This window comes from Streptococcus sp. Marseille-Q5855, from assembly GCF_946901985.1.
Lineage (GTDB): Bacteria > Bacillota > Bacilli > Lactobacillales > Streptococcaceae > Streptococcus.
The window spans coordinates 59,359-83,233 of record NZ_CAMPPR010000010.1 but is presented as its reverse complement, the minus strand read 5'-3'; the positions used below and the strand labels follow the sequence as shown (position 1 = coordinate 83,233).

The 23,875-nt window shown below is 41.1% G+C and carries 22 protein-coding genes and 1 pseudogene; all 23 read right to left on the bottom strand.

Annotation, left to right across the window (positions count from 1 at the left end; all coding sequences use genetic code 11):
• Positions 1 to 182: 182 nt before the first annotated feature.
• The gene (gene lacD, locus OC529_RS11685; protein ID WP_001229114.1) at positions 183 to 1,163 is read right to left on the bottom strand and encodes a tagatose-bisphosphate aldolase; all 981 of its coding nucleotides are present in this window, start codon (positions 1,161 to 1,163) and stop codon (positions 183 to 185) included.
• Position 1,164: 1 nt separating this feature from the next.
• The gene (locus tag OC529_RS11680) at positions 1,165 to 2,094 is read right to left on the bottom strand and encodes a tagatose-6-phosphate kinase (protein ID WP_112443726.1); all 930 of its coding nucleotides are present in this window, start codon (positions 2,092 to 2,094) and stop codon (positions 1,165 to 1,167) included.
• Positions 2,095 to 2,104: 10 nt separating this feature from the next.
• Entirely contained in the window at positions 2,105 to 2,620 is a 516-nt protein-coding gene (lacB, locus tag OC529_RS11675; protein ID WP_261060859.1) for a galactose-6-phosphate isomerase subunit LacB, read from the bottom strand.
• 30 nt (positions 2,621 to 2,650) lie between these two features.
• On the bottom strand, positions 2,651 to 3,076 hold the full coding sequence (gene lacA, locus OC529_RS11670) for a galactose-6-phosphate isomerase subunit LacA (RefSeq protein ID WP_000029277.1): 426 nt from the start codon (positions 3,074 to 3,076) through the stop codon (positions 2,651 to 2,653).
• A gap of 157 nt (positions 3,077 to 3,233) precedes the next feature.
• Entirely contained in the window at positions 3,234 to 4,130 is an 897-nt protein-coding gene (locus OC529_RS11665; RefSeq protein ID WP_262082235.1) for an aldose 1-epimerase family protein, read from the bottom strand.
• 99 nt (positions 4,131 to 4,229) lie between these two features.
• Positions 4,230 to 5,705, bottom strand: a complete 1,476-nt coding sequence (locus tag OC529_RS11660) for a PTS galactitol transporter subunit IIC (protein WP_262082234.1) — start codon at positions 5,703 to 5,705, stop codon at positions 4,230 to 4,232.
• Between the two features lie 47 nt (positions 5,706 to 5,752).
• On the bottom strand, positions 5,753 to 6,058 hold the full coding sequence (locus OC529_RS11655; protein ID WP_173233539.1) for a PTS sugar transporter subunit IIB: 306 nt from the start codon (positions 6,056 to 6,058) through the stop codon (positions 5,753 to 5,755).
• Positions 6,059 to 6,096: 38 nt separating this feature from the next.
• On the bottom strand, positions 6,097 to 6,573 hold the full coding sequence (locus OC529_RS11650) for a PTS sugar transporter subunit IIA (RefSeq protein ID WP_262082233.1): 477 nt from the start codon (positions 6,571 to 6,573) through the stop codon (positions 6,097 to 6,099).
• Between the two features lie 463 nt (positions 6,574 to 7,036).
• On the bottom strand, positions 7,037 to 8,860 hold the full coding sequence (lepA, locus tag OC529_RS11645; RefSeq protein WP_078238629.1) for a translation elongation factor 4: 1,824 nt from the start codon (positions 8,858 to 8,860) through the stop codon (positions 7,037 to 7,039).
• A gap of 78 nt (positions 8,861 to 8,938) precedes the next feature.
• Positions 8,939 to 9,667 (bottom strand): metallophosphoesterase family protein, encoded by a 729-nt coding sequence (locus OC529_RS11640; RefSeq protein WP_112443730.1) that lies wholly within the window; start codon positions 9,665 to 9,667, stop codon positions 8,939 to 8,941.
• 1 nt (position 9,668) lies between these two features.
• Complete coding sequence (gene recN, locus OC529_RS11635) at positions 9,669 to 11,336, bottom strand: DNA repair protein RecN (RefSeq protein WP_262082232.1); 1,668 nt, start codon at positions 11,334 to 11,336, stop codon at positions 9,669 to 9,671.
• A gap of 6 nt (positions 11,337 to 11,342) precedes the next feature.
• The gene (locus tag OC529_RS11630) at positions 11,343 to 11,774 is read right to left on the bottom strand and encodes an arginine repressor (protein ID WP_136936852.1); all 432 of its coding nucleotides are present in this window, start codon (positions 11,772 to 11,774) and stop codon (positions 11,343 to 11,345) included.
• The gene (locus OC529_RS11625) at positions 11,767 to 12,582 is read right to left on the bottom strand and encodes a TlyA family RNA methyltransferase (protein ID WP_262082231.1); all 816 of its coding nucleotides are present in this window, start codon (positions 12,580 to 12,582) and stop codon (positions 11,767 to 11,769) included. The genes OC529_RS11630 and OC529_RS11625 overlap by 8 nt, the downstream gene beginning before the upstream one ends.
• On the bottom strand, positions 12,575 to 13,450 hold the full coding sequence (locus OC529_RS11620; protein ID WP_262082230.1) for a polyprenyl synthetase family protein: 876 nt from the start codon (positions 13,448 to 13,450) through the stop codon (positions 12,575 to 12,577). Before OC529_RS11620 ends, OC529_RS11625 begins: the two co-directional genes overlap by 8 nt.
• Positions 13,447 to 13,659, bottom strand: coding sequence for an exodeoxyribonuclease VII small subunit (locus OC529_RS11615; RefSeq protein ID WP_000043226.1), 213 nt, complete (start codon positions 13,657 to 13,659; stop codon positions 13,447 to 13,449). The genes OC529_RS11620 and OC529_RS11615 overlap by 4 nt, the downstream gene beginning before the upstream one ends.
• The gene (gene xseA, locus OC529_RS11610; RefSeq protein WP_262082229.1) at positions 13,637 to 14,977 is read right to left on the bottom strand and encodes an exodeoxyribonuclease VII large subunit; all 1,341 of its coding nucleotides are present in this window, start codon (positions 14,975 to 14,977) and stop codon (positions 13,637 to 13,639) included. The genes OC529_RS11615 and xseA overlap by 23 nt, the downstream gene beginning before the upstream one ends.
• 127 nt (positions 14,978 to 15,104) lie before the next feature.
• Positions 15,105 to 15,743, bottom strand: coding sequence for a uridine kinase (udk, locus tag OC529_RS11605; RefSeq protein ID WP_001181376.1), 639 nt, complete (start codon positions 15,741 to 15,743; stop codon positions 15,105 to 15,107).
• A gap of 109 nt (positions 15,744 to 15,852) precedes the next feature.
• Entirely contained in the window at positions 15,853 to 16,731 is an 879-nt protein-coding gene (gene truB / locus OC529_RS11600; RefSeq protein ID WP_262082228.1) for a tRNA pseudouridine(55) synthase TruB, read from the bottom strand.
• 10 nt (positions 16,732 to 16,741) lie between these two features.
• Entirely contained in the window at positions 16,742 to 18,016 is a 1,275-nt protein-coding gene (locus OC529_RS11595; protein WP_262082227.1) for a DUF2130 domain-containing protein, read from the bottom strand.
• Positions 18,017 to 18,111: 95 nt separating this feature from the next.
• Positions 18,112 to 19,392 carry an O-acetylhomoserine aminocarboxypropyltransferase/cysteine synthase family protein gene (locus OC529_RS11590; protein ID WP_262082226.1) on the bottom strand — a complete coding sequence of 427 codons (1,281 nt, stop codon included), beginning with the start codon at positions 19,390 to 19,392 and terminating at the stop codon, positions 18,112 to 18,114.
• Between the two features lie 145 nt (positions 19,393 to 19,537).
• Positions 19,538 to 20,336, bottom strand: a pseudogene (locus tag OC529_RS11585) (formate/nitrite transporter family protein).
• 140 nt (positions 20,337 to 20,476) lie between these two features.
• Positions 20,477 to 21,220, bottom strand: coding sequence for a sortase SrtA (gene srtA, locus OC529_RS11580; protein WP_130886013.1), 744 nt, complete (start codon positions 21,218 to 21,220; stop codon positions 20,477 to 20,479).
• Positions 21,220 to 23,688, bottom strand: a complete 2,469-nt coding sequence (gyrA, locus tag OC529_RS11575; RefSeq protein WP_262082225.1) for a DNA gyrase subunit A — start codon at positions 23,686 to 23,688, stop codon at positions 21,220 to 21,222. The genes srtA and gyrA overlap by 1 nt, the downstream gene beginning before the upstream one ends.
• Positions 23,689 to 23,875 lie beyond the last annotated feature (187 nt).

Below are 23,875 nucleotides of genomic sequence, written 5' to 3'. Positions count from 1 at the left end.
ATCTCTAATCCTACCATCGTTGAACTCCTCTCAAATAGAATTTTAAGCGAACAAAAAAGAGAACAGATTTCTCTGTTCTCCTAAAAATATTGAATTATTTGATTTTCTAAAAACTCTTACCACTTACATACAACTTTTTTTAAAAATTTTTAGATTCATGTTCCTAACCTAGGAGGACTTTCTTACACGCGTTCTTTCCATGAAGTCGCTGTTGTTTGAAGAACTTTGTTGAGTTCGTCAATGTTTTCAAAACCAGTTGTGCGAAGCCATTCGCGAGCTGCTGCTTCACCATCTTTGATGTATGCTTCAACTGATCCAGCCCATGTAGCACGGCCACAAAGAACACCATTGAAGTTTGCACCTGATTCATGAGCAAATACAAGAGTATCTTGGAAGAGTTTAGCTGATACACCAGCACTTAAGTAGATATATGGCAAGTTAGTTGCTTCATCTTGAGCTTTGAAGAAGGCTGCTGCTTCTTCACGTGTATAAACCACTTCACCTTCAGCGAAGCCTTCAACATATTTAATGTTAACAGGAACTTCTACTTTCAATACATCAATGTTAAAGCGTGGGTCGGAGAAGACTTTCATAGCACCAATAACTTTGTGTGGTTTTACTTTCGCGTATTCTACAGAACCTGCGTCAGCAATTTTTTCATCGTAAGCAAGAATTTCAAGGAAGAATGGAATATCTTCAGCCACACACTCAGAACCGATACGTTCGATGTAAGCTTGTTTTTCTTGGTTGAGTTCGTCTGAGCTATCTACATCATAGTAAAGCAAGAATTTAACTGCATCTGCACCTTCTTCTTTAATACGTTTTGCAGACCAAACATCCAAGCAGTCTGGCAAGCGTTTTGTGCTTGTTGTGTCATAACCTGTTTTTTCATAAGCAAGGAGAAGACCAGCTTTTTCATCAAGAGCTTTAGTCGCTGGAAGTCCATACTCAGGGTCAAGAAGCATAGATGAAGCGTATTTAGTCAATTCATCTGCTACCAAAACTTTAAGTTCTTCCATTTGAGCCACAGTTGGTTCTTCTGTTTGGTGTTGAGCCATGAGGCGTTTCAACGCACCACGTTGGTCAAATGCAAGAGCTGAGATGATACCATTTTCATCAGAAAGTTTTTCTAAGCGTGCACGTTTTTGTTCTGTTAAAGCCATTTTATACCTCTTTTACTATTATTTGATCATATAGAGCTTGATAGTTGGCCATGTTGACATGACCAGTTATTTTTTCTTGAGCATTGAGCATACCAAGGACATTTGCCTTGATGAGTAATTCTGCATCCGATTCTTTGTGAAGAAGTCCTGAAGAAATTCCTGCCACAGTAGAATCTCCAGATCCAACAGGATTGACTACCTGAATTCTAGGAATATCTACCTTGTAGAAAGTGTCCTCATGTTTGGCAAAGGCACCGTTGGCACCAAGTGAAACGATAATCCATTCAATACCTGCAAACAAAGGCTCTTGAAGGACTTCTTTTAATTCATCCAAATCCTCAGAAACTTCTCTTCCTAGAAGTTGAGACAATTCTTCATTATTTGGTTTGATGACTGTTGGTTTATGTGGTGATTCAAGAACCGCCTGAAGCGCTGCACCAGAGCAGTCCAAGACTACAGGCTTACCAGCTTGATTAGCAAGTTCTACCAAGCTCGCATAGTAATCAACTGGAAGACCAGCTGGCAGACTACCCGAGATGGCTACTACTTCAACTGACTCTAGGAGATTTTTGAAATGTTCCAAAAAGTCTTGACCTTCCTGTTCCAATACTTCAGGACCTTTTTCAAGAACTTCTGTTTGGTTGTCTCCGTGGAGAATAGCGATACAGTTCCGGGTTTCTCCCTGAATTGAAAAGAAATCTTTCTTTACTTGATCATCGATATGTTCAACCAAAAACTCACCAAGTTTGCCACCCACTAAACCAGTAGCAAGAACAGAATCCCCAAATTCTGAAAGTACTCGGGTAACATTGAGTCCCTTACCACCAGCCGTTTTGGTTACGTCCACCACACGATTGACAGTATCAATCTTCAACTCATCCAAGGGATAAGAAATATCAATGGATGGGTTCATTGTGACTGTTAAAATCATAGGTCACCTCTTAGTCGTGGTATTCTCCGCGATCCCATTTTTCAAGGAATTCAGTGAAGAAGTTTGCGTCTGTTTGTTTAGCATTGTGACTTTCAAGGTGTTCAATTTTCGCAATCAATTTTTTGTTTTCTTCAGATGGTTTGTATTCAGCATGGATGAAAGCTTCGATGATATCACACATGAGCAATTCACCAGTAATCTTACCACCAAAACCGATAACGTTGGCGTTCAATTGTTCTTTAGCATAAAGGGCTGTTGTCATATCACGAACCAAGGCAGAACGGACACCTGGAACTTTATTTACAGCATTGTTGATACCAACACCAGTACCACAGATACATACCCCAAGATCAGCTTGACCGCTAGTTACAGCTTCCCCTACTTTTTTACCAAAGATTGGGTAGTGAGTACGTGTATGGTCATATGTACCAAAGTCAATGACTTCATATCCTTTTGATTTCAAAAATTCTGAAACCGCCATTTTTTCATCTGTTACGATGTGGTCACATCCAATTGCAATTCTCATTTTTATCTTACCTTTCTTACTGTAATCTAATTAGCACATTTTGTTCAACATGTCGACACGAATTTGGTGACGTCCACCATCGTATTTACCGTTAACAAATCCTTTAGCGATGTTTTTAGCCAATTCATCACCAACAAGTTGTGCACCCATAGTGATCATACGTGAGTTGTTGTGGCCACGAGTCATATAGGCTGAACGTTCGTCAGATACTTCTGCAGCAACCATTCCTTTGATTTTTGTTGCGACCATAAATGGACCAGCACCGTAAGCATCAATCACGATACCAAGGTTTTGTTCTTCTTTGTTTACTTCTGCAGCAACAGCGAGAGTCACATCAACAAAGTCTTGACCTTCAGCTGTAACATCCACAACGTGGAAATTTTCTTTTTCTAAGAAGTCTTTCACAACTTCTTTCAATCTCAAACCTGCAGCATCTGCACCGATAACAATAGACATATTGTATACTCCTTTTTATTTTTTCTATGCTGGATTCCAGCAGTGTATTGGCTGTCTTTAAAAAACAGTCAATTAGTCCTCACAAACATAATATACTACTATTGTTTGAAAAAGTCAACAGTTTATGTTTGTTTTTGTTATTTATTTTTTACTTTTTTTATAAAACTTCTATCTCAAACCCTAATTCTCCAACCTGATTGGCTTCTAAGAGACGAACATTCTTCTTATCTTCTAAATGATCTCCTTCTTCAAGGGATGTTGACAAGCCAGACCATGGTTCAAAGGCAATGAAAGGTCCCTTGTTCAAAGTTGACCAGATGATGAGGTTTGGAAACTCTGCAAAGTGCACTTTCAATCCCTTATCATGTTTACGAGAACGAAGGGCAATTGTTCGAGATTGCAATTCATCCAAAGTCACTGCATCTGTGCTGAAAAGATCATAACTAAGATCTATTTCTTTTTGATTCTCTAACCATGGACTTCTATCTTGAAAATCCAGCATACCCGTGTCTGGGAAAGGACGTGGAACAGAGCAAGTCTCTTCTTTCTCAAACTCTAAATAGTAATCTTCATAGACCTCATCATCCAGTAGAGGACAATTAAAGCCTGGATGGCCACCAATAAAGTAAGGCATGACCTTGCTAGTTTCTTTATTAAATATTTTGTATTGAGTCCGTACTGTCTTGCCAGTAAGGCTATAAGTGATTTCTAGGCGGAAATGATAAGGGTAGTTCTGATAGCTATTCTCATCGTCTTCAATTGCAAAAGTTACACTCTTGTCTGTCTGTTCAACTAATTCAAATTCTTTCTTACGAACCAAACCATGACGAGGGATGATTCCTTTGCTTTCTTGTCCATTATCATTTATATAAAGTGCTGTATCCTCTCTCAATGAACCACAAATAGGAAAGAGAACAGGAGCTTGTCCACTCCAATAAGTAGCATCCCCTTGCCACAAATACTCAAGTCCCTCAACATCTTTTATAGAAGAAAGAGCCCCACCAAAACTGTTAAATTGAACTCTTAATTGTTCTGATTTTAATTCAATTACCATTATTTTCTCCGATTTCTTGATAGTTTATAAAAAACTAGGCTGTCACTCCTAGAAGGTATGACAACCTAGTTTCAACAATTTACATTTTATAGGAGCGCATTATTTTGCTTTTGCTGCGTACTCTTCGTTACGTTTGATCATTTGTTTTCTGTACCAAGCAAAGATACCGATATAGAATACAAGGAAGACTACTGCACCAAGGATTGCTTTGATATCACCTGTTGTAGTGTTACCAATTGTCCAACCAAGAAGTTTTTCGATTGGTCCTTCAAGAGTTGAGTGAGTAATCAATTGAGTTTCGCTCACACCTGCTGGGAAGGCACCTACACCTTTAGCAAGTTCTGTTGCAAATGGTGCAATAAGTGTACCTGAAAGAAGGAAGAGTGGCAACAAGAGTGTTCCGAAGATAATCATACGGAGCAATTTACCACGTGTTACAACCAAGAGAGCTGGAGTAACACCCATAGCAATGATACCTGCAAGTGGCAAGATACCATTTCCGACTTTTGAAAGAAGCACAGCTTCAATCAACATGATTGGTGCAAGTACGTTAGCACAAGCCCAGATTTCAGCACGACCAGCGATGAATGGCCAGTCAAGACCGATGTTGAATTTACGTCCTTGAAGACGTTTAGTAGCAACGTTTGTAATACCTTGTGAAAGAGGTTCTACGGCAGCGATGAACCATGAACCGATAAGTGAGAAGAGTTCCAAAGATACACCGGCAGTCAAACCAAGAGACAACCATCCTCTGATAACAAGACGCCATTTATCTGCATCTTCAACTCCTGCAATTGGATGTGGAGTTCCCATAATACCGATTACAATACCAAGAATGAAACCGATAAAGAATTTAGATCCCCAGAAACCGATTTTCTTGTTCAATTTTGCAGCGTCAAAGTCATATTTATCAAGACCTGGGAAGAATTTTTCAAAAATCTTGTCCAAAACCATGATAACTGGGTTCATCATGTAGTTCATGTGAGTTGATGTCATTGGTGATGAACTTGGAGCGTTAAGAAGGTCATCAAATGTAGGTTTCATCAAGTCAGAGTTGATAATTTTCAACACACCAACAAGCACGATAGCTGCTGTAGCAATCAAGAGTGAAACCCCTTGGCTCACACCGTTGTTATCTGCATACCATTTAATCAAAAGACCTGTGATAGACAAGTGCCAGATATCAAAGATATCAACGTCAAGTGTATCAGTTTTCTTCATAGCTAGCATCACTATGTTGACAATCAACATGATGAGCAAGAAGTAAAGTGTCCAAGCAGAACCCCAAGTGATTGTAGCAAGTGGTGCCCAACCAACGTCTGTAATACTCAATTGAATACCAGTATTTTCAACGAATTTTGCAAGCGACGCTGAGAAAGCAGTGTTTAGCATACCGATGATGGCACCGATACCAGTAAGAGCGATGGCAAGTTTGATACCACCTTCAAGCGCTTTGGAGAATTTCACTCCAAAAAGTAAAGCCAATACTGTCAAAATGATTAACATGATGACAGGACCACCCATATCTAAGATAGGTGTGAAAAAGTCTTTGATTAGACCAAATATTGCATCCATAACAGTTCCTCCCTTTTTTATGTTATATGAATGTTAACAAATTAAAATTAGCTTAACCCGTGTTCTTTGATGGCTGCTTCAATATTATCATATACTGGAGCACTCATTGCTGGAATACGGAATAAGATTGGTCCAGCTTCGATAACTGGAATATCTGGGTCAAAACCAAGGTCTGTAGCAGCAATTGGTGTGAAGATGTCATAACCTTTGATAAGGTCTTCGTTAACGTCTTTGACCATGACTGCATCACAGTGCACATCGTAACCACGGTTTGAAAGTTCTTCTTCAAGAGCACTTTTAATTTGGTGGCTTGAGTTAACACCTGCACCGCAGGCAGCAAGAATTTTAATCATATGGATTTCCTCCAATTTAATATTTTTAATAGACAAGATTAAGCAATTGCTTCAGCGATATAAGCATAGAGGGCTTCTGGTTCAGAAATTTTTGATAGGTCTTCAAGATGACCATTTCCTGTGAAGAAGTCCATCAACTGAGCAAGAATATTGGTTTGACTTGAACTCGAGTTATTGATAATAAAGAAGAGCAAGGATACTTCTACTTCCTTATCCGGTGCAATCATGTTGTGGAAGGTCACAGGTTTATCTAATCGAACGACCACAACTTTTTCAGCTAGATTATGAACAATATCTGTATGAGGAATAGACACATTTGGCAAATCCTTACCCAAAAATTCCATATCTAAGCCAGTTGGAAATGATTTTTCACGCGTGATCAAGGCTTCACGATAGGTTGGAGTCACGATTTCTCGTTCTTCCAATAAAGTTGCAACCTGATCAAAGAGATGTTCTTGATTATCCGCTTCTAAGCAAAACACAAGGTTTTTGTCAAAGAAATGATCTAATCCCATAAGGTTTTCCCTTCTTTCCATTAACTTTATGCCATAAGTATAACACTATATGAAATCGTTGTCAATAGTTTTCTGTTGATTTTTGTCTCTTTTTTTATATTTTTGTTGCGTTTATAGTTTGTTATATAAAAATAAACACACAAACAAATACTATCAGCATTTTTTCTGTTCTAATACTAGAGCAAACTAGGAAGCTAGCCGCAGGTTGCTCAAAACACAGTTTTGAGGTTGTAGATAGAACTGACGAAGTCAGCTCAAAACATGATTTTGAGGTTGTAGATGAAACTGACGAAGTCAGCTCAAAACATGCTTTTGAGGTTGTAGATAAGACTGACGAAGTCAGTGATCATACCTACGGCAAGGTGAAGCTGACGTGGTTTGAAGAGATTTTCGAAGAGTATTAACAATGTTCCCATAATAAAAAGCAGGCTTATAAACCTGCTCTAATTTTTAAGTAAAAATTTTATTCTTCATCCATGCTCAAGACACTGAGAAAGGCTTCTTGAGGAACTTCTACTGATCCGATAGCTTTCATACGTTTCTTACCAGCTTTTTGTTTTTCAAGGAGTTTGCGTTTACGAGAAACGTCACCACCGTAACACTTGGCAAGTACGTTCTTACGAAGGGCCTTGATATCAGTACGAGCGACAATCTTGTGTCCAATTGCTGCCTGGATTGGAACTTCAAATTGTTGACGAGGGATAATTTTCTTGAGTTTATCAACGATAAGTTTTCCACGTTCGTAAGCAAAATCCTTGTGAACGATAAAGCTGAGGGCGTCCACCTTGTCTCCATTGAGAAGGATATCCATTTTGACCAGCTTAGATGGACGATACTCTGACAATTCGTAGTCAAAACTTGCATAACCACGTGTCGAAGACTTAAGTTTATCAAAGAAGTCAAAGACGATTTCAGCAAGTGGAATTTGATAGATAACATTAACACGATTGTCATCAATATAATCCATAGTCACAAAGTCCCCACGCTTACGCTGAGCTAATTCCATTACTGCCCCGACAAACTCCTGCGGCACCATGATTTGCGCCTTGACATAAGGCTCTTCAATGGTCGCAATCTTAGTTGGATCTGGGAACTCAGATGGGTTAGACACATCCATAGATTCGCCGTCTGTCAGATTGACTTTATAGATAACAGACGGAGCTGTCATAATGAGGTCGATATTGAACTCACGCTCTAAACGTTCTTGAATAACATCCATATGAAGAAGTCCAAGGAAACCACAACGGAAACCAAATCCAAGTGCCTGAGATGTTTCTGGTTCAAACTGCAGACTGGCATCGTTGAGCTGCAATTTTTCAAGCGCTTCACGCAGGTCATTGTACTTGTTTGACTCGATAGGATAGAGACCCGCAAAGACCATAGGATTCATCTGCTTGTAACCATGTAATGGCTCTGCCGCAGGATTGGTTGCCAAGGTAACGGTATCACCCACACGAGTGTCTTGAACCGTCTTAATAGAAGCAGCGATATATCCAACGTCACCAGTCGCAAGGAAATCACGACCAACTGCTTTCGGAGTAAAAATACCAACTTCGGTCACATCAAAGGTCTTACCATTGCTCATGAGCTGAATCTTATCTCCAGGTTTGACCACTCCGTCCATGACACGCACTTGGAGGATAACCCCACGGTAAGCATCGTAAACAGAGTCGAAAATCAAGGCCTTAAGTGGTGCCGTCACATCACCCGTTGGTGCTGGTACTTTTTCTACGATTTGCTCAAGGATGTCTTCAATACCGATACCAGCCTTGGCAGAAGCCAAAACTGCTTCACTAGCATCCAAACCAATGACATCTTCAATCTCAGTACGCACGCGCTCTGGATCCGCTGCTGGCAGGTCAATCTTGTTAATGACTGGCATGATTTCCAAATCATTGTCCAAGGCCAGATAAACGTTGGCAAGGGTTTGGGCCTCAATTCCTTGAGCAGCATCAACCACTAAAATCGCTCCTTCACAGGCAGCTAGCGAACGCGAAACTTCATAGGTAAAGTCCACGTGACCTGGCGTGTCAATCAAGTGGAAAATATAAGTTTCTCCATCTTTTGCAGTATAATTCAGCTCAATGGCATTCAACTTAATGGTAATCCCACGTTCCCGCTCTAAATCCATGCTATCCAAAAGCTGGGCCTGCATTTCACGACTTGAAACCGTCTCTGTTTTTTCCAAAATGCGGTCTGCTAGAGTTGATTTCCCGTGGTCAATGTGGGCGATAATAGAGAAGTTACGGATCTTCTCCTGTCGTTTTTTCAATTCTTCTAAGTTCATGATTCTCTTCCTTTCAGGGTATCTATTTATTATAAATTGTTTTTGACATTTTGACAAGACCATACCCTGCTAGGAGTACTAATCTTCAGCGACAAAGCCGTCATTTTCGATAAAGTGATGTTCTGTCATTCCTTGGTCTGTAAAGACAATCCCGTGAAGGACACCACCATAGACAGCTCCTCCATCCATTCCAATCTTACCGTCTTCTGTCACCCAAAGCTCAGCTGTACCGCGTTCTTGCTGTAATAAACCATAAACTGGTGTATGACCAAAGACAATGATTTTTCCAGTATGATTTTCTGCTTCGTGGAATGGTTTTCTAAGCCATACTTTTTTATAATCTGTGGTTTCATGCCAGTCATCCAAGGTCAAATCAATACCAGCGTGAACAAAGATATACTTATCTGTCTCTACCACAAAAGGCATTTGACGAATAAATTCGACCAAATCTGCCGCTTCAGTAGCAACACGCTTGGCATCTTCTACTCCATCAACCGGTGCATCCAAGGGACGACCTAGGATAGAGTTAATGGTTGTATCACCACCATTACGACGATAGTGGTCATAGCTTTCTTCTGGGTCATCGAGCCAAGTCAGAAACATATACTCGTGGTTTCCTGATAAACAGATAGCCCCTTGATTGTCCACTAAGTCCTTGACCATTTCAAGAACACGGCGACTATCTTCACCACGGTCAATCAAGTCCCCTAGAAAGAGCAGCTGGGTCTGACCATCCCATGTTTTGAGAAGGTCTTCCAGCATCCCAGCTTTTCCGTGAACATCTCCAATTACATAATAGTCTGTCATCTTATTTCTCCCTGTTTCTCAACAATTCTCTGGCTTGCGTCAGGGCTGCTTCCGTCACATCATCACCTGCCAACATCTTAGCAACTTCTTCCACTCGCTCTTCAACCGTCAAGAGACGAACAGTTGAAACGGTTGAATGCTCATTACTAATCTTCTCAATAAAGAATTGATAATCTGCAATCGCAATCACCTGTGGTAAATGGGAAATAGCCAGAACCTGACCATGCTGACCAATCTTGTGAATCTTCTGTGCAATAGCCTGAGCTACACGGCCTGAAACTCCCGTATCCACCTCATCAAAGACAATGCTAGTCTTGCCTTCTTTACGTGAAAAGGCAGACTTAATAGCTAGCATGAGGCGAGACAATTCTCCGCCAGATGCAACCTTAACCAAGGGTTTAAAGTCTTCACCAGGGTTGGTTGAAATGTAAAATTCGACCATTTCATTGCCCTCACGGCTGAATTTACCCTTGCTAAAACGAACCTGAAACTGGGCTTTTTCCATATAAAGGTCTTGCAGTTCTTGTTTAATCTCGGCTTCCAATTGCTGAGCCAAATCATGACGAGCAGAAGCAAGTTGACCTGCCAAATCGACAAGATTAACTTCCAATTTCTTGAGCTCTGTTTCCATGTCCTCAGACGAAAGATTATTGCCTGTCAAGAGATTGTATTCTTCCGTAATCTTGGCAAAATAAAGCAAGACATCGTCTACAGTCCCACCATACTTGCGGGTAATAGTATGAAGGAGGTCCAAACGATTCTCAACCTGCATAAGACGATTGCCGTCAAAATCCAGATCCTCAATGATAGCTTCCAAACGTTTGCTAATGTCTTCTAAGACATAGTAGGTCTCAGACAGAGAGCTGGAAATTTCACAGTATTCGGTGTCATACTCTTCGACACTTTCCATGTCATTCATGGCCGAACGAACATTGGCCAGACTTGAAAAGTCTTCATTGTCCAACATGCTGTAGGCATTGGTCAGTGTATCCGCAATATTTTTATGATTGAGAAGTTTATCACGCTCTTGATTGAGAGCCAGATCTTCTCCAGCCTGCAAGTTTGCCGCCTCAATCTCTGCCATTTGAAATTCCAACATTTCAATACGAGCCTTGTGTTCCTGTTGGTTTTTCTTGACTTCCAGAACCTGCTTACGCATTTTACGATAGGCATCAAAACTCGTTTGATAGGTTTCTTTCAAGGCCCAAAAGGCTGTATCACCAAATTCATCCAACATCTGGATATGCAGTTGAGGACGCATTAACTCCTCTTGATCATGCTGACCATGAATATCCACCAGATGTTGCCCAATAGCACGCAAAACAGACAGATTGACCATCTGGCCATTCACACGGCTGATACTACGACCATTTTGCAGAATTTCTCGACGGATGATGATTTCATCACCCATTTCCAAACCTTGCTCATCAAAAATTTCCTGTAAAAGGCGACTATTTTCAACTGAGAAAAGCCCCTCAATCTCTGCCTTTGGCGCACCGTGACGAATAACATCTGTCGTCGCACGAGCTCCCAACATCATATTCATGGCATCAATGATAATCGACTTCCCTGCACCCGTTTCACCAGTCAGGACTGTCATCCCCTTTTCAAAATTGAGGGAAATAGCCTCAATAATGGCAAAGTTTTTTATCGAAATTTCAAGTAACATATAGACCTACCAATTTTTTACTTGTTCAAAGATTTCCTCAGCTAGACTTTCACTTCTGGCAATGACTAAAATCGAGCTATCATCAGCTAAACAGCTAAAAATCTTGTCAGCAAATGTCTCGATTAACTGAGCTTTTACAAAGGCTGTATTTCCTGGAATAACTTGGAGATTGATCATCTTATCCATCAATTCAGCCGATTCGATATTGTCTTCAGCCAGTTGCAAACTTTTTACGATTGATTTTGGTAATTCATAGACATAGGTGTTGTCTCTCAAAGGAATTTTGACAATACCTAGCTCTTTGATATCTCGTGATACCGTTGCCTGAGTGGCACTGATGCCTGCTTCTTTCAGATGTTCTACGATTTCTTCTTGCGTACCGATTTGATAATCCGTCACAAATCGTCTAATTTTTTCAAGTCTCTCTTTTTTATTCATTTTTAAATTGACTATGCGCCCTCTCTACTACTTCTTCAATCTCAGCAAGAACCTGATTGCTTGCTGAATCTTCTTTTTTCAAATACATTAAAAACTCAATATTTCCATGTCCACCTTGGATGGGAGAAAAGTCCAATCCAAGGACTGAAAATCCTTCCTCTACTGCCATAGCTGTGACAGATTCAAGGACATTCTGATGAACTTTAGCATCGCGAATAATTCCATTTTTCCCAATCTGCTCACGACCTGCCTCAAACTGTGGCTTAACTAGAGCCACAACCTGACCTTGATCTGCCAAGACTCGGTGCAAGGCCGGCAAAATCAGACTGAGGGAAATGAAACTCACATCAATACTGGCAAAGCTCGGTTCCTTTTCAAAGTCAGTCTTTTCAGCATAGCGGAAATTAAACTGTTCCATGCTGACAACTCGTGGGTCTTGGCGTAATTTCCAAGCCAACTGGTTGGTACCAACATCGACTGCAAAGACCAACTCAGCACCATTCTGTAGCATAACATCGGTAAAGCCACCAGTAGAGGCACCGATATCAATCGTGGTCGCGCCATCCACTGACAAATCAAAGACCTGCAAGGCCTTTTCTAATTTCAAGCCACCACGGCTGACATACTTGAGTTTTTCACCCTTGAGTTTCAGCTCAGTGTCATCGGGAATTTTCTCTCCTGGTTTGTCAAACCGTTCTCCATTCAGAACTGCTACGACTAGGCCAGCCATGACACCGCGCTTGGCTTGTTCTCGCGTTTCAAACAAGCCCTGTTTATAAGCTAGTACATCCACTCTTTCCTTAGCCATTGATTCTCAAACTTTCTACTACTTCTACAATCGATTCTATCTCAAAGGGAACCTGCTGGGCAATTTCTTCTAATTTGGCATTAGCTTGATCCAAAGTCTGGTTACAAAAAGCAATGGCCTCTTCCAAGCCTAACAAGGCTGGATAGGTTGATTTTTCTGCCTGTAGGTCCTTTTGAGGTGTCTTGCCGATTTCCTCAAAACTAGCGGTCACATCCAGCACATCATCTCTGACCTGAAAAGCAAGCCCAATCAATTCACCAACAGTTTTCAGCTTTGCCTGAATTTCAGGTGCCAATTCAGCTATGATAGCAGCTGCTTGGAAGGGATAAGCTAGTAATTTTCCAGTCTTATTAGCATGAATGGTCTGAAGTTCTTCCAAAGACAAATGCTGGTGTTCACCTTCCATGTCCAAAACCTGACCTGCTACCATGCCTAGACTTCCTGAAGCAAGAGATAAGTTGCCAATCAAGTCCACCTTGATCTGACTTGGCAAATCTGCCTGCGCTATCAAGGCATAAGAATCTAGGAACAAAGCATCTCCAGCCAAAATGGCCATAGCTTCACCGAATTTCTTATGGTTGGTCAAACGCCCTCGACGGTAATCATCATCATCCATGGCAGGAAGGTCATCGTGAATCAAGCTCCCTGTATGAATCATTTCCAAAGCCGCAGCCACCTGTGCGTGAGCAGGTTTAATAGCGACCTGCAAGGCTTCCAGAACTTCTAACAAGAGAAAAGGTCGAATACGCTTGCCACCAGCATGAATGGAATAGAGAACAGACTCTCGCAAATTAGAGGCAAACTGCTGGTCTCCATAAAAGTCTTCCAAGGCTGACTCGACAAGAGCTAATTTTTCTTGCTTCTTCATTCAAAATCACTTTCTGTTCCATCTTCTTGCATGACCTTGACCAAGGTCTTTTCAGCCTTGTCCAGCGTCGCTTGGAGCTCTTTTGACAAGACCATACCCTTTTGAAAGGCAGCAATCGCATCTTCCAGAGCAATTTCACCATTTTCCAAACTTTGGACAATGGTTTCCAGTTCTGCTAGATTTTCCTCAAATTTCTTTTGTTTTGACATCTTTAACCTCTAATTCTACTTGACCATCTCGCATCAAAAGCGTCACTTGGTCTTTTTTCTTCAAACTCTCAACCGAATCTACAACGGACTCTTCTTTCTTGACAATAGCATAGCCACGCGCCACGATTCGACTGGTATCCAACATCAGCAAGGCTTCCGAAAGTCGCTTGACTTCAGCAACCTTAGCATCATAAACCAGCGCCATTTGGCTACGGAGGAGCTTGTCCAACTGAGCTAGTCTGTCCTGATAGCGTTGAATTTTGGTAACAGGCGATAATTGGACTAGCTGATGCGTACTTGCTTGGACGACTTGTTTGTTATCAGAAATCCGTGTTCGCAAACTTTGTTTTAAGCGCAGTTGCAATTGATCCAAGCGTTGCAAATAACCATCATACAAGCGCTCTGGTTGTCTAAAAATAACAGACTGACTGCATTTTTTCAAAGCTTCTTGTTTCTTAGATAGGACATTTCGGACTGCCGTTGCCATCCGTTTTTCCTGATTTTGCAAATGAGCTAATAGATCCAACTTGGTCACAGGTGTTGCTAGTTCAGCAGCAGCCGTTGGTGTCGCAGCTCGTCGATCTGCCACAAAATCTGCCAAGGTCACATCCGTCTCATGCCCCACACTAGAGATAACTGGTAAACGAGATTCAAAAATGGCTCGTACCACAATTTCTTCGTTAAAGGCCCAGAGATCCTCTATGGAACCTCCACCACGACCAATAATGAGCAAGTCCAAATCGTCCCGTTGATTAGCACGCGCAATATTCCGTGCTATTTCCTCTGCTGCTCCATCTCCTTGAACCTTGGTCGGATAGAGAAGAATGTCAACACCTGAAAATCGCCTGCTGACGGTCGTGATAATATCTCGAATCACGGCTCCACTGCGACTGGTCACTACACCAATTCTCTTAGAAAATTGGGGCAGAGGTTGCTTGAAACGTTCTTGAAACAGGCCTTCTTCTGTCAATTTTTTCTTGAGTTGTTCAAACTGAATCGCAAGCGCCCCAACCCCATCAGGCTCAGCCTTTTCAATGATGATGGAGTAGCTACCACTTGGTTCATAGACCTGCACACGCCCAATCACATTGATTTTCATCCCTTCTTCCAGGTCAAACCCTAATTTCTGATAAATTCCAGACCAGATGGTCGCTTGAATAACTGCATGGTCATCTTTTAGGGAGAAATATTGGTGAGTAGGTCGTTTACGAAAGTTGGAAACTTGACCAGTTAAATAGACCCGTTCCAAGTAAGGGTCTTTATCGAATTTCATTTTCAGATACTTGGTCAAAGTTGTTACCGATAAATACTTTTCCATCTCCACCTACTATTCATTTACTTGCTCTTTCATGGGTATTATTATACCAAAAATATGCCTAAAAATCTCCATTTATGTACCATTATGAGGGAAAAATAGAAAAAGGAGGCAAGGCCTCCACATCTGATTATTTGCTGTTTCGAGCTTCTTCCAAAATCTTAGCAATCTTGGTTGTCAAAAGATCGATAGCCACTGTATTGCTAACTCCTTCAGGAATGACGATATCAGCATAACGCTTAGTTGGCTCGATAAACTGGTGGTACATTGGTTTAACCACACCTAAGTACTGGTCAATGACGCTATCAAGGCTACGGCCACGCTCCTCCATATCACGCTTGATACGACGAATAATGCGCACATCATCATCCGTATCCACAAAAATTTTGATATCCATCAAATCACGCAGACGCTTATCCTCCAAGACCAAAATCCCCTCAACGATAAAGACATCTTGAGGCTCCTGACGATAAGTCTTGCTACTTCGTGTATGCTCTGTATAGTCATAAGTCGGAATGTCCACCGGACGCCCTGCCAACAATTCCTTAATCTGCTCGATCATCAAGTCTGTATCAAAGGCAAAAGGATGGTCGTAGTTGGTTTTGACACGCTCTTCAAAGGTCAAATGAGACTGATCCTTATAGTATGAATCATGCTCAATCATGGAAATCTTTTCATCAGGAAAATGCGATAAAATGGCTCTTGAAACACTGGTCTTACCACCACCAGAACCACCTGTCACTCCGATAATGATTGGTCTATTTTGCATGCTATCCTCCGTTTTTTTATCCGTCGTCTATTCTATCACATTTTTTGCAAAATTTATAGTCTGATTTGGATAGTCTAGGGGAAACAACACTCCCTACACCCCAGTTAGACTAGCTAAAAACCTTCCTTGGCTTATAGAGATTGTCCCGTTTTTCTAGAATAGCTAACAATTTATCTCCTTCAAAAGCAGCTAATTCTTGTTCTGTTTGTTCGAGTTCGATAAAACGACCAAAGCGCACTTCTGTAGCCTCTTCTGGACTTAGGAAAACTTTAACAAGATCCCCTGTTCCAATCTCTATAGGATGGAGAAAGTCCAATTGGCTAGCCTCCACTTTTTCAGCAATTTCTTCCAAGGTAAGAGCATCTTCTAGTTGCAAACCAGCTGCACTAGTACGAGTTAACTGAGACATATGGGCCGCATAGCCAAGCTTCTCTCCCAAGTCAACTGACAAGGTACGGATATAAGTCCCTTTACTGCATTTCACACGAAAAGTAAAACGTGCAAAATGACCCTCATAAGAAATCGAACTTGTCCGCTCAAACTGATAAATAGTCACCTGACGTTCTGGACGCTCCACTTCCTGACCAGCACGCGCATACTCATAGAGCTTGCGACCATTGACCTTTACAGCCGAATACATAGGTGGAATCTGGATAATAGGCCCAGTCAAGCTAGCAATCGCTTCATCGACACGCTTTTCATCCAAGTGCGATAAAACAGGTGTCTCTGCAACCACTTCCCCACTGGCATCCTCAGTCGTCGTGGAATAGCCCAGAGTGATTTCCCCCTCATAGACCTTGCCCTCGTCCTGCATAAACTCGACCATGCGTGTCGCCTTACCAACCGCAATGGGCAAAACACCCACCACATCCGGATCCAAGGTCCCACCATGACCAATCTTCTTAGTTCCCAAAATCTTACGCAGTTTAAAAACCGCATCATGCGATGTCATCCCCGCTTCTTTTTTTAAGTTGATAATACCGTTCATTTTTACTTTCTCACTCCTCCTTCAGCGCTTCAAACTTTGCTTTCATGGTTGGATTTTTTCGAGTTAGTTTTTTTACTGAAACATCTTCCAATTTATTGTTTGCAAGACGGAGTTGGTTTTCAGATGTGGTTAGGAACTTTTTAACCTCTTCCATGCGTTTGATGGCCTTGTCGATTTCATCGATTGCTTTACCAAAGTTGGTCGAAGCTGAGTTGTAGTTCTTAGCAAAAGCTAATTTAAAGGCATCCAAGTCTTCTTCAAAATGCGTAATGTCAATATTTTGCTCGCGAACAAGCGCCAACTCCTGCTTATATTTTAGGGAATTAAGCGCCGCATTACGTAAGAGCCCAATCAACTGAATAAAGAATTGAGGACGAACCACATACATCTTTTCATACTCGTGGCTGACGTCAACAATCCCCGTGTTAAAGTAGTCATTATCGGCCTCAAGCATGGTCACCAAAACCGCATACTCACAGTTCTTCTCCCGACGGTCCTTGTCCAATTCCTTGTAAAAATCTGCATTCTTGTGCTTCTTCTCTGTTCCATCTGCTTCATTTTTCATCTCAAACATGATGGAAATGATTTCCACTCCATTTTCATCACACTCACGGAAGATAAAGTCCCCCTTAGACCCACGCGCAGAAACCTTGTTATCCTTCTCAAAGTAGGCATTTGGAAAGGCAAAGCTGCGAACCTTGTTAAACTCACTCTCTGCATAGTGTTCCAAACTTTCCCCGATGGCTTTTGTAGATTGTTGAGCCTTAAAATTCTTATAAAACTCGACTTGTTCACTAGCTGCTTTAAGCTGGGCTTCATAGTTTTGCTTAACTGAAGCAAGAGAAAGCTCGTTTTCTTTTTCTTGTAAAAGAAGCTGGTTTTTAACCTGATCCCGTTCTTTTTCTAGGTCAGAAAGGGTCTTTTGCAGTTGATTTTCATGCTCCAAACGCAAAGTGGCCAATTGGTTCTCCAAAGCCTGTACTTCCTTGTCCTTAGCCAATAAGGCCTGATGGCTTGTCTGTTCAACTTCTTTCTTGGCCAATTCTTTTTCTGTATCAAAGTTTTGAATTTGACTCTGCAATTGAGCGATTTCTTGGTCTTTTTGAGCTAGTTTAGACTGTTGTTCATTCATGGACTTTTGCTCAGCCAAGGCCAGTTCCTGCTTCATCCGATCGTGCAATTCCTTATCAAACTCTGCCGTTCTCACTTGAGACAAGAGTTCAGCATACTGGCTCTCATTTACTGTAAAGACTTCCCCACAGTTGGGGCATTTGATTTCGTTCATATCGTTCCTCTTTCTAGACTTCTGTAACCATTATATCATGCCTGAGGGAAAATCAAAAACAGCGAGTCGAAACCCACTGTTTATCTTCTGTTGCTTTAAATTTTTTCCAAGGCCAAGCGCAAATCTTCGATCAAATCCTCTACATTTTCAAGTCCGATTGACAAACGAATTTGGTTTGGTGTGACACCTGCTGCTTCCAGATCTTTTTCTGACAATTGACCGTGAGTGGTTGTAGCTGGATGGACAACAAGCGATTTAGCATCTGCTACGTTTGCTAGGTCAGAAAAGATTTCTAAATGATCAATTACCTTGCGTGCTTCTCCCTCCCCACCTTTGACATGGAAGGTAAAGATGGAGCCCACACCTTTTGGCAAGTATTTCTCAGCCAAGGCATGATAAGGACTATCTGCAAGTTTTGGATAATTTACTTTTTCTACCTTAGGATGGTTGACAAGAAAATAAACAATTTTCTCAGCATTTTGAACATGGCGTTCCACACGAAGTGAAAGGGTTTCAAGTCCTTGTAGCAAGAGGAAAGCATTGAATGGTGACAAGGCTGCACCTGTATCACGAAGCAATTGAACACGAACAGCGATAATAAAGGCTGCTGCACCCACATCACGAGTATAGCTCAAATTGTGGTAGCTTGGGTCTTCCTCAACAAATTGAGGGAATTTTCCTGAAGCTGCCCAGTCAAAACGACCACTATCAACGATCACTCCACCAATAGTCGTACCATGGCCACCGATAAACTTAGTCGCAGAGTGAATGGCAATATCTACACCGTGAGAAAAGACATTAATCAAATAAGGTGTAGCAAAGGTATTATCCGAAACGAGTGGAATCTGGTGTTTATGCGCAATCTCAGCCAATTTTTCCAAGTCAGGAATGTTTATCAAGGGATTCCCCAAGGTTTCAATCAAGACAAGCTTGGTATTGTCTTTGATCGCTGCTTCTACTTCCTCCAAATTATCCACATCGACAAAGGCTGTTGTGATACCATAACGAGGAAGGGTTTCCTTCAAGAGATTGAAGGTTCCACCGTAAATAGTCGAAGCAGCCACTACATGGTCACCAGCATGGGCAAGCGCCAAAATCGTATAAGTCACTGCTGCCATACCTGATGCTGTTGCAAGAGCTCCGACACCACCTTCGAGAGCTGCAATTCTTTCTTCAAAAGCAGCCGTTGTAGGATTTGTAATACGAGTATAAATGTTCCCTGGTTTCCTCAAGGCAAACAAATCGGCACCTTCCTGCGTATCATCAAAAACAAAAGATGTTGTTTGATAAATCGGCACCGCACGAGACTTAGTTACTGGATCAACTACTTGACCAGCATGTAGTTGCAAGGTTTCAAATTTAAAATCACGAGTCATAAGGCGACCTCCATATAGTTTCATTAAGGATATTGTAGCACTATCGACCTATCTTGACTAATACCTCTTTTTATATTTTGATATAAGGAGTGGCTATTACTTCTTACAAAATCGAAAAAAGCACGACTCAATCGTGCTCATTTTCTTAATCTACATAAGTATCTTCATTTTTATTGAGGAAGGCATATGGAAGACCTATCAAGAGGCCTCCTCCGATAAAGTTTCCGATGAAGGTTACACCCCAGTGGCGAAGCATATTTCCAACACCGAAGTTAGCAATTGAATCAGCAGCAACACTGAATTTCACAATCGCGAAAGAAGCAAAGTTTGCGGCAATGTGCTCGTTTGTTAAGAATACAAACATGTAAATCGCTGATAAAACAAGCCAAAGTTTGGCACCACCATCTTTGACCAAAACAAATGAAAGAATCGCAATATTAACGAAAATATTTGCCAAAATCGCCTCAAGTAAGACTAATTCATTTGAGCGGCCTAACTTCATCTCAACAACCCCTGAGATGAAACTATCATGAGTCAGATGTGCATAGGCTGCTGAGTGGGCAAAGCCCCAACCTGCTATCAAAGCCCCGATAAGGTTGAACAAGGTACAGTAAAGTAAAATCTCAGCTGTTTTTCTCCAAGAGATTTTTTTTCAAGAAACTACCTGCAGTCAAGAACATCATGTTTGATGTTACCAACTCGGCATTCAAGAAAACAATGTAGGCCAAGCCCCAAGCAAAGACAAATGGGAAGAGGAAACGTCCACTACCTGGTGCAATTTTATTAATCAAGTCAGCCCCAACTGCACCAGCAGCTGTACTGAAAGTTAAGAATGCACCTGCAAACATAGAACGAATCGCATACTTAAATTTGCTTTGACTATAAAGACTTTCCTTCTTCTTGCAAGCAAATTCAATCTTTGAGATAAATTCTGAAGAAACCATAATAAACTCCTAAATCTTTTTTCTTGATAATTATATCACAAACTTTAGATTTTAGGAAGCGTTTTCTGTATTTCATAACAGTTTATTTTTATGAAAATCTAAAAAAAAATCAGTGAAATTCTAGATTTCACTGATTTGTACTAATAAAATTGTTTATATGGTTGATTGAAAGCTGTTAGGATTTCATCAGATGTTTGTGAATAATCTTTTGTTTCTTTCAAATCACCTTTTACAATAATACGTTCTGTAGCAGCAAGGTCTTCACAGGTTACTAATGTGATTTCATTGACCCCATCTCTATCATCAACCTCATCAACACGATCCGGTGTCACACGTTTGACTTCTCGTATTTCATAAGTATAAACTTTATTTTTATCGGTTAGATAAATCTTCATACCATTTTTAGCATTATCTAAAGGAGAAAATAACATTTTATTAGCATTATCAACACCAAAGATATGGTGACTAGCTAAACTATAATTTCCTTCTCCCATTACTTGCTCGCGTTTCATTGTACCAGCGCCGTAGAAGAGATTAACATTATCAAGTCCTTTAAAAATCGGCAAATTCATTTCCAATTCAGGAATTGCAATTCCCCCAATAACTGGTAATTTTTGAGCATCCCATTGAGAAGCTAGAACAGCTTCCGAAGAGATCGCTTTGACCGAATCAAAATCAAAATTTCCTTCTGTATCCTGATTTTCTTCTATTTTTTCTTTTGATACCTGGCTAACTTGATACTTATTGGTATTCCAGACCATGAAAATATTTCGAATTTGCGCATTAAAAATCAAAGCCAGTGACAGTACTATCAGAAATCCTGCTAGGATATTTGTCAGCAGATTTTTTCTTTTATTTTTCTTTTTATTATTTTTTTGAGACATTATGCTTCACCTTCTGTTTCATTTTCTGTCCCAACTTCTTCTTTTTCTGCCGCTGCAACCGTTGTGAAGGTCACTATCTGAGCATCTTGATCCAGGCGCATTACTTTAACTCCCATAGTTGCGCGTCCTGTTTGTGAAATATTGGCAAGATTGGTTCGAATCATGACACCTGTATCAGTGATAATCATCAAATCCTCATCCCCTTGAACAGTCATAAGACCGGCCAGCAAGCCATTTTTTTCGGTAATTTTAGCTGTCTGCATTCCCTTACCACCACGACCTTTTGTTGGGTATTCAGTAGCGACTGTACGCTTACCATATCCTTTTTCTGTGATAATAAGAACCTCATCTTGATCAGTAATCAAGCTGGCACCAACAACTGTATCTCCTTCACGAAGGTTAACACCTTTCACACCTGTGGCGATACGACTCATGCCGCGAACGGCTGATTGATTAAAGCGAACTGCATAACCAAACTTGGTACCAATGATAATATCCGTATCTTCTTCTGTCAATAAGACATTGATTAACTCATCTTCATCCTTGAGGTTCAAAGCCTTGAGACCATTCTGGCGAATGTTAGCAAATTCCTTAACACTGGTTCTCTTCACAATACCATGACGGGTTGTAAAGAAGAGATAGGCATCATCACTGCGATCAGACTCAACATTGATAATAGTCTGAATACTTTCGCCTTCGTCCAATTTCAAGAGATTAACTACTGGTAGTCCTTTGGCCGTCCGACCATACTCAGGAATTTCATAACCTTTCAAACGATAAACTCGCCCTTTATTTGTGAAAAAGAGCAGGTGATCATGGGTGCTAGTTGACACTAACTCACGAACAAAGTCGTCATCTTTCACTCCCGTTCCTTGGACACCACGACCCCCACGTTTTTGAGCAGTGAACTCGTCCTGATCCAAACGCTTAATGTAGCCTCTGTTAGAAAGGGTAATCAAGACATCCGATTCTTCAATCAAATCTTCGTCTTCAAGACTCAAGACTTCACCGACCATCAACTCTGTACGGCGTTTATCGGAAAATTTACGTTTAACTTCATCTAATTCGTCTTTGATAATTTGAGAAACACGTTCTGGCTTAGCAAGAATATCCGCCAAATCCGCAATCAGAGCCAAGAGGTCATCATACTCAGACTGGATCTTATCACGTTCTAATCCCGTCAAACGGCGAAGACGCATGTCTAGGATAGCCTGACTTTGACGTTCAGAAAGCTTAAACTTGCTCATCAGCTCAGCTTGTGCTTCCGCATCCGTTTCACTAGCACGGATAATACGAATCACTTCATCGATATGGTCTAGCGCAATTAAGAGACCTTCTAAGATATGAGCGCGTGCTTCCGCTTTTTCCTTATCAAAACGGGTACGACGAACAACCACTTCTTTTTGGTGCTTGATATAAGCATCCAAAATCTGACGAAGGGATAAAATCTTCGGTACCCCATTTTGGATAGCCAGCATATTGAAACCAAAGTTGGTTTGCATCTGGGTCATCTTAAAGAGGTTATTGAGGATAACATTGGCTGAGGCATCGCGCTTGACCTCGATCACGAAACGAACCCCTTCACGGTTTGACTCATCACGAACCGCTGTGATACCCTCAATGCGTTTTTCCTGAACCAAGCGAACAATATGCTCATGCACCTTGGTTTTGTTGACCATATAAGGAAATTCTGTTACAACAATGCGCTCACGGCCAGTCTTAGTTTCTTCGATTTCAGTACGAGAACGAAGAACAATCGAACCTTTACCTGTTTCGTAAGCCTTATGGATACCTGATTTCCCCATGACAAGGGCACCTGTTGGAAAATCTGGCCCAGGCAAGACTTCCATCAAGTCCTTGGTAGTCACTTCAGGATTATCCATGACCAACTTCACTGCATCAATGGTTTCACCCAGATTATGAGGTGGAATATTGGTTGCCATCCCAACAGCAATACCAGTTGCTCCATTAACCAAAAGGTTTGGAAAACGCGCTGGCAAGACCAAGGGTTCCCGTTCATTGGCATCATAGTTATCAACGAAATCAACTGTATTTTTGTTGATATCACGAAGCATTTCCAGAGCAATCTTGCTCATACGTGCCTCAGTATAACGCTGGGCGGCAGCACCATCACCATCCATGGAACCAAAGTTTCCATGCCCATCTACAAGCATGTAACGGTAGCTCCACCATTGAGCCATACGGACCATGGCTTCATAGATAGAGGAATCTCCATGAGGGTGATATTTACCCATGACATCCCCTGTAATACGAGCAGATTTTTTATGAGGTTTGTCTGGAGTCACACCCAATTCATTCATTCCGTAGAGAATGCGACGGTGAACAGGTTTCAAGCCATCTCGAACATCAGGAAGAGCCCGGGCTACGATAACACTCATGGCGTAATCGATAAAGCTCGTCTTCATCTCCTTTGTCAGATTGACATTCACTAAATTTTTATCCTGCATTAATAAATGCCTCATTTCACAATTAGTAAGTAACAACATTATACCATAAATTCCCATCTATTTCAGACTCTAACCCACTAAAACGTTTACATCGAGAACTATAAGGCATATTCGTGACAAAGTTTTTTAAAAGTGATAGAATGAAGTTGTCTGGGGAAATCCCCTAATAAAATTAAGGAGATGTTTA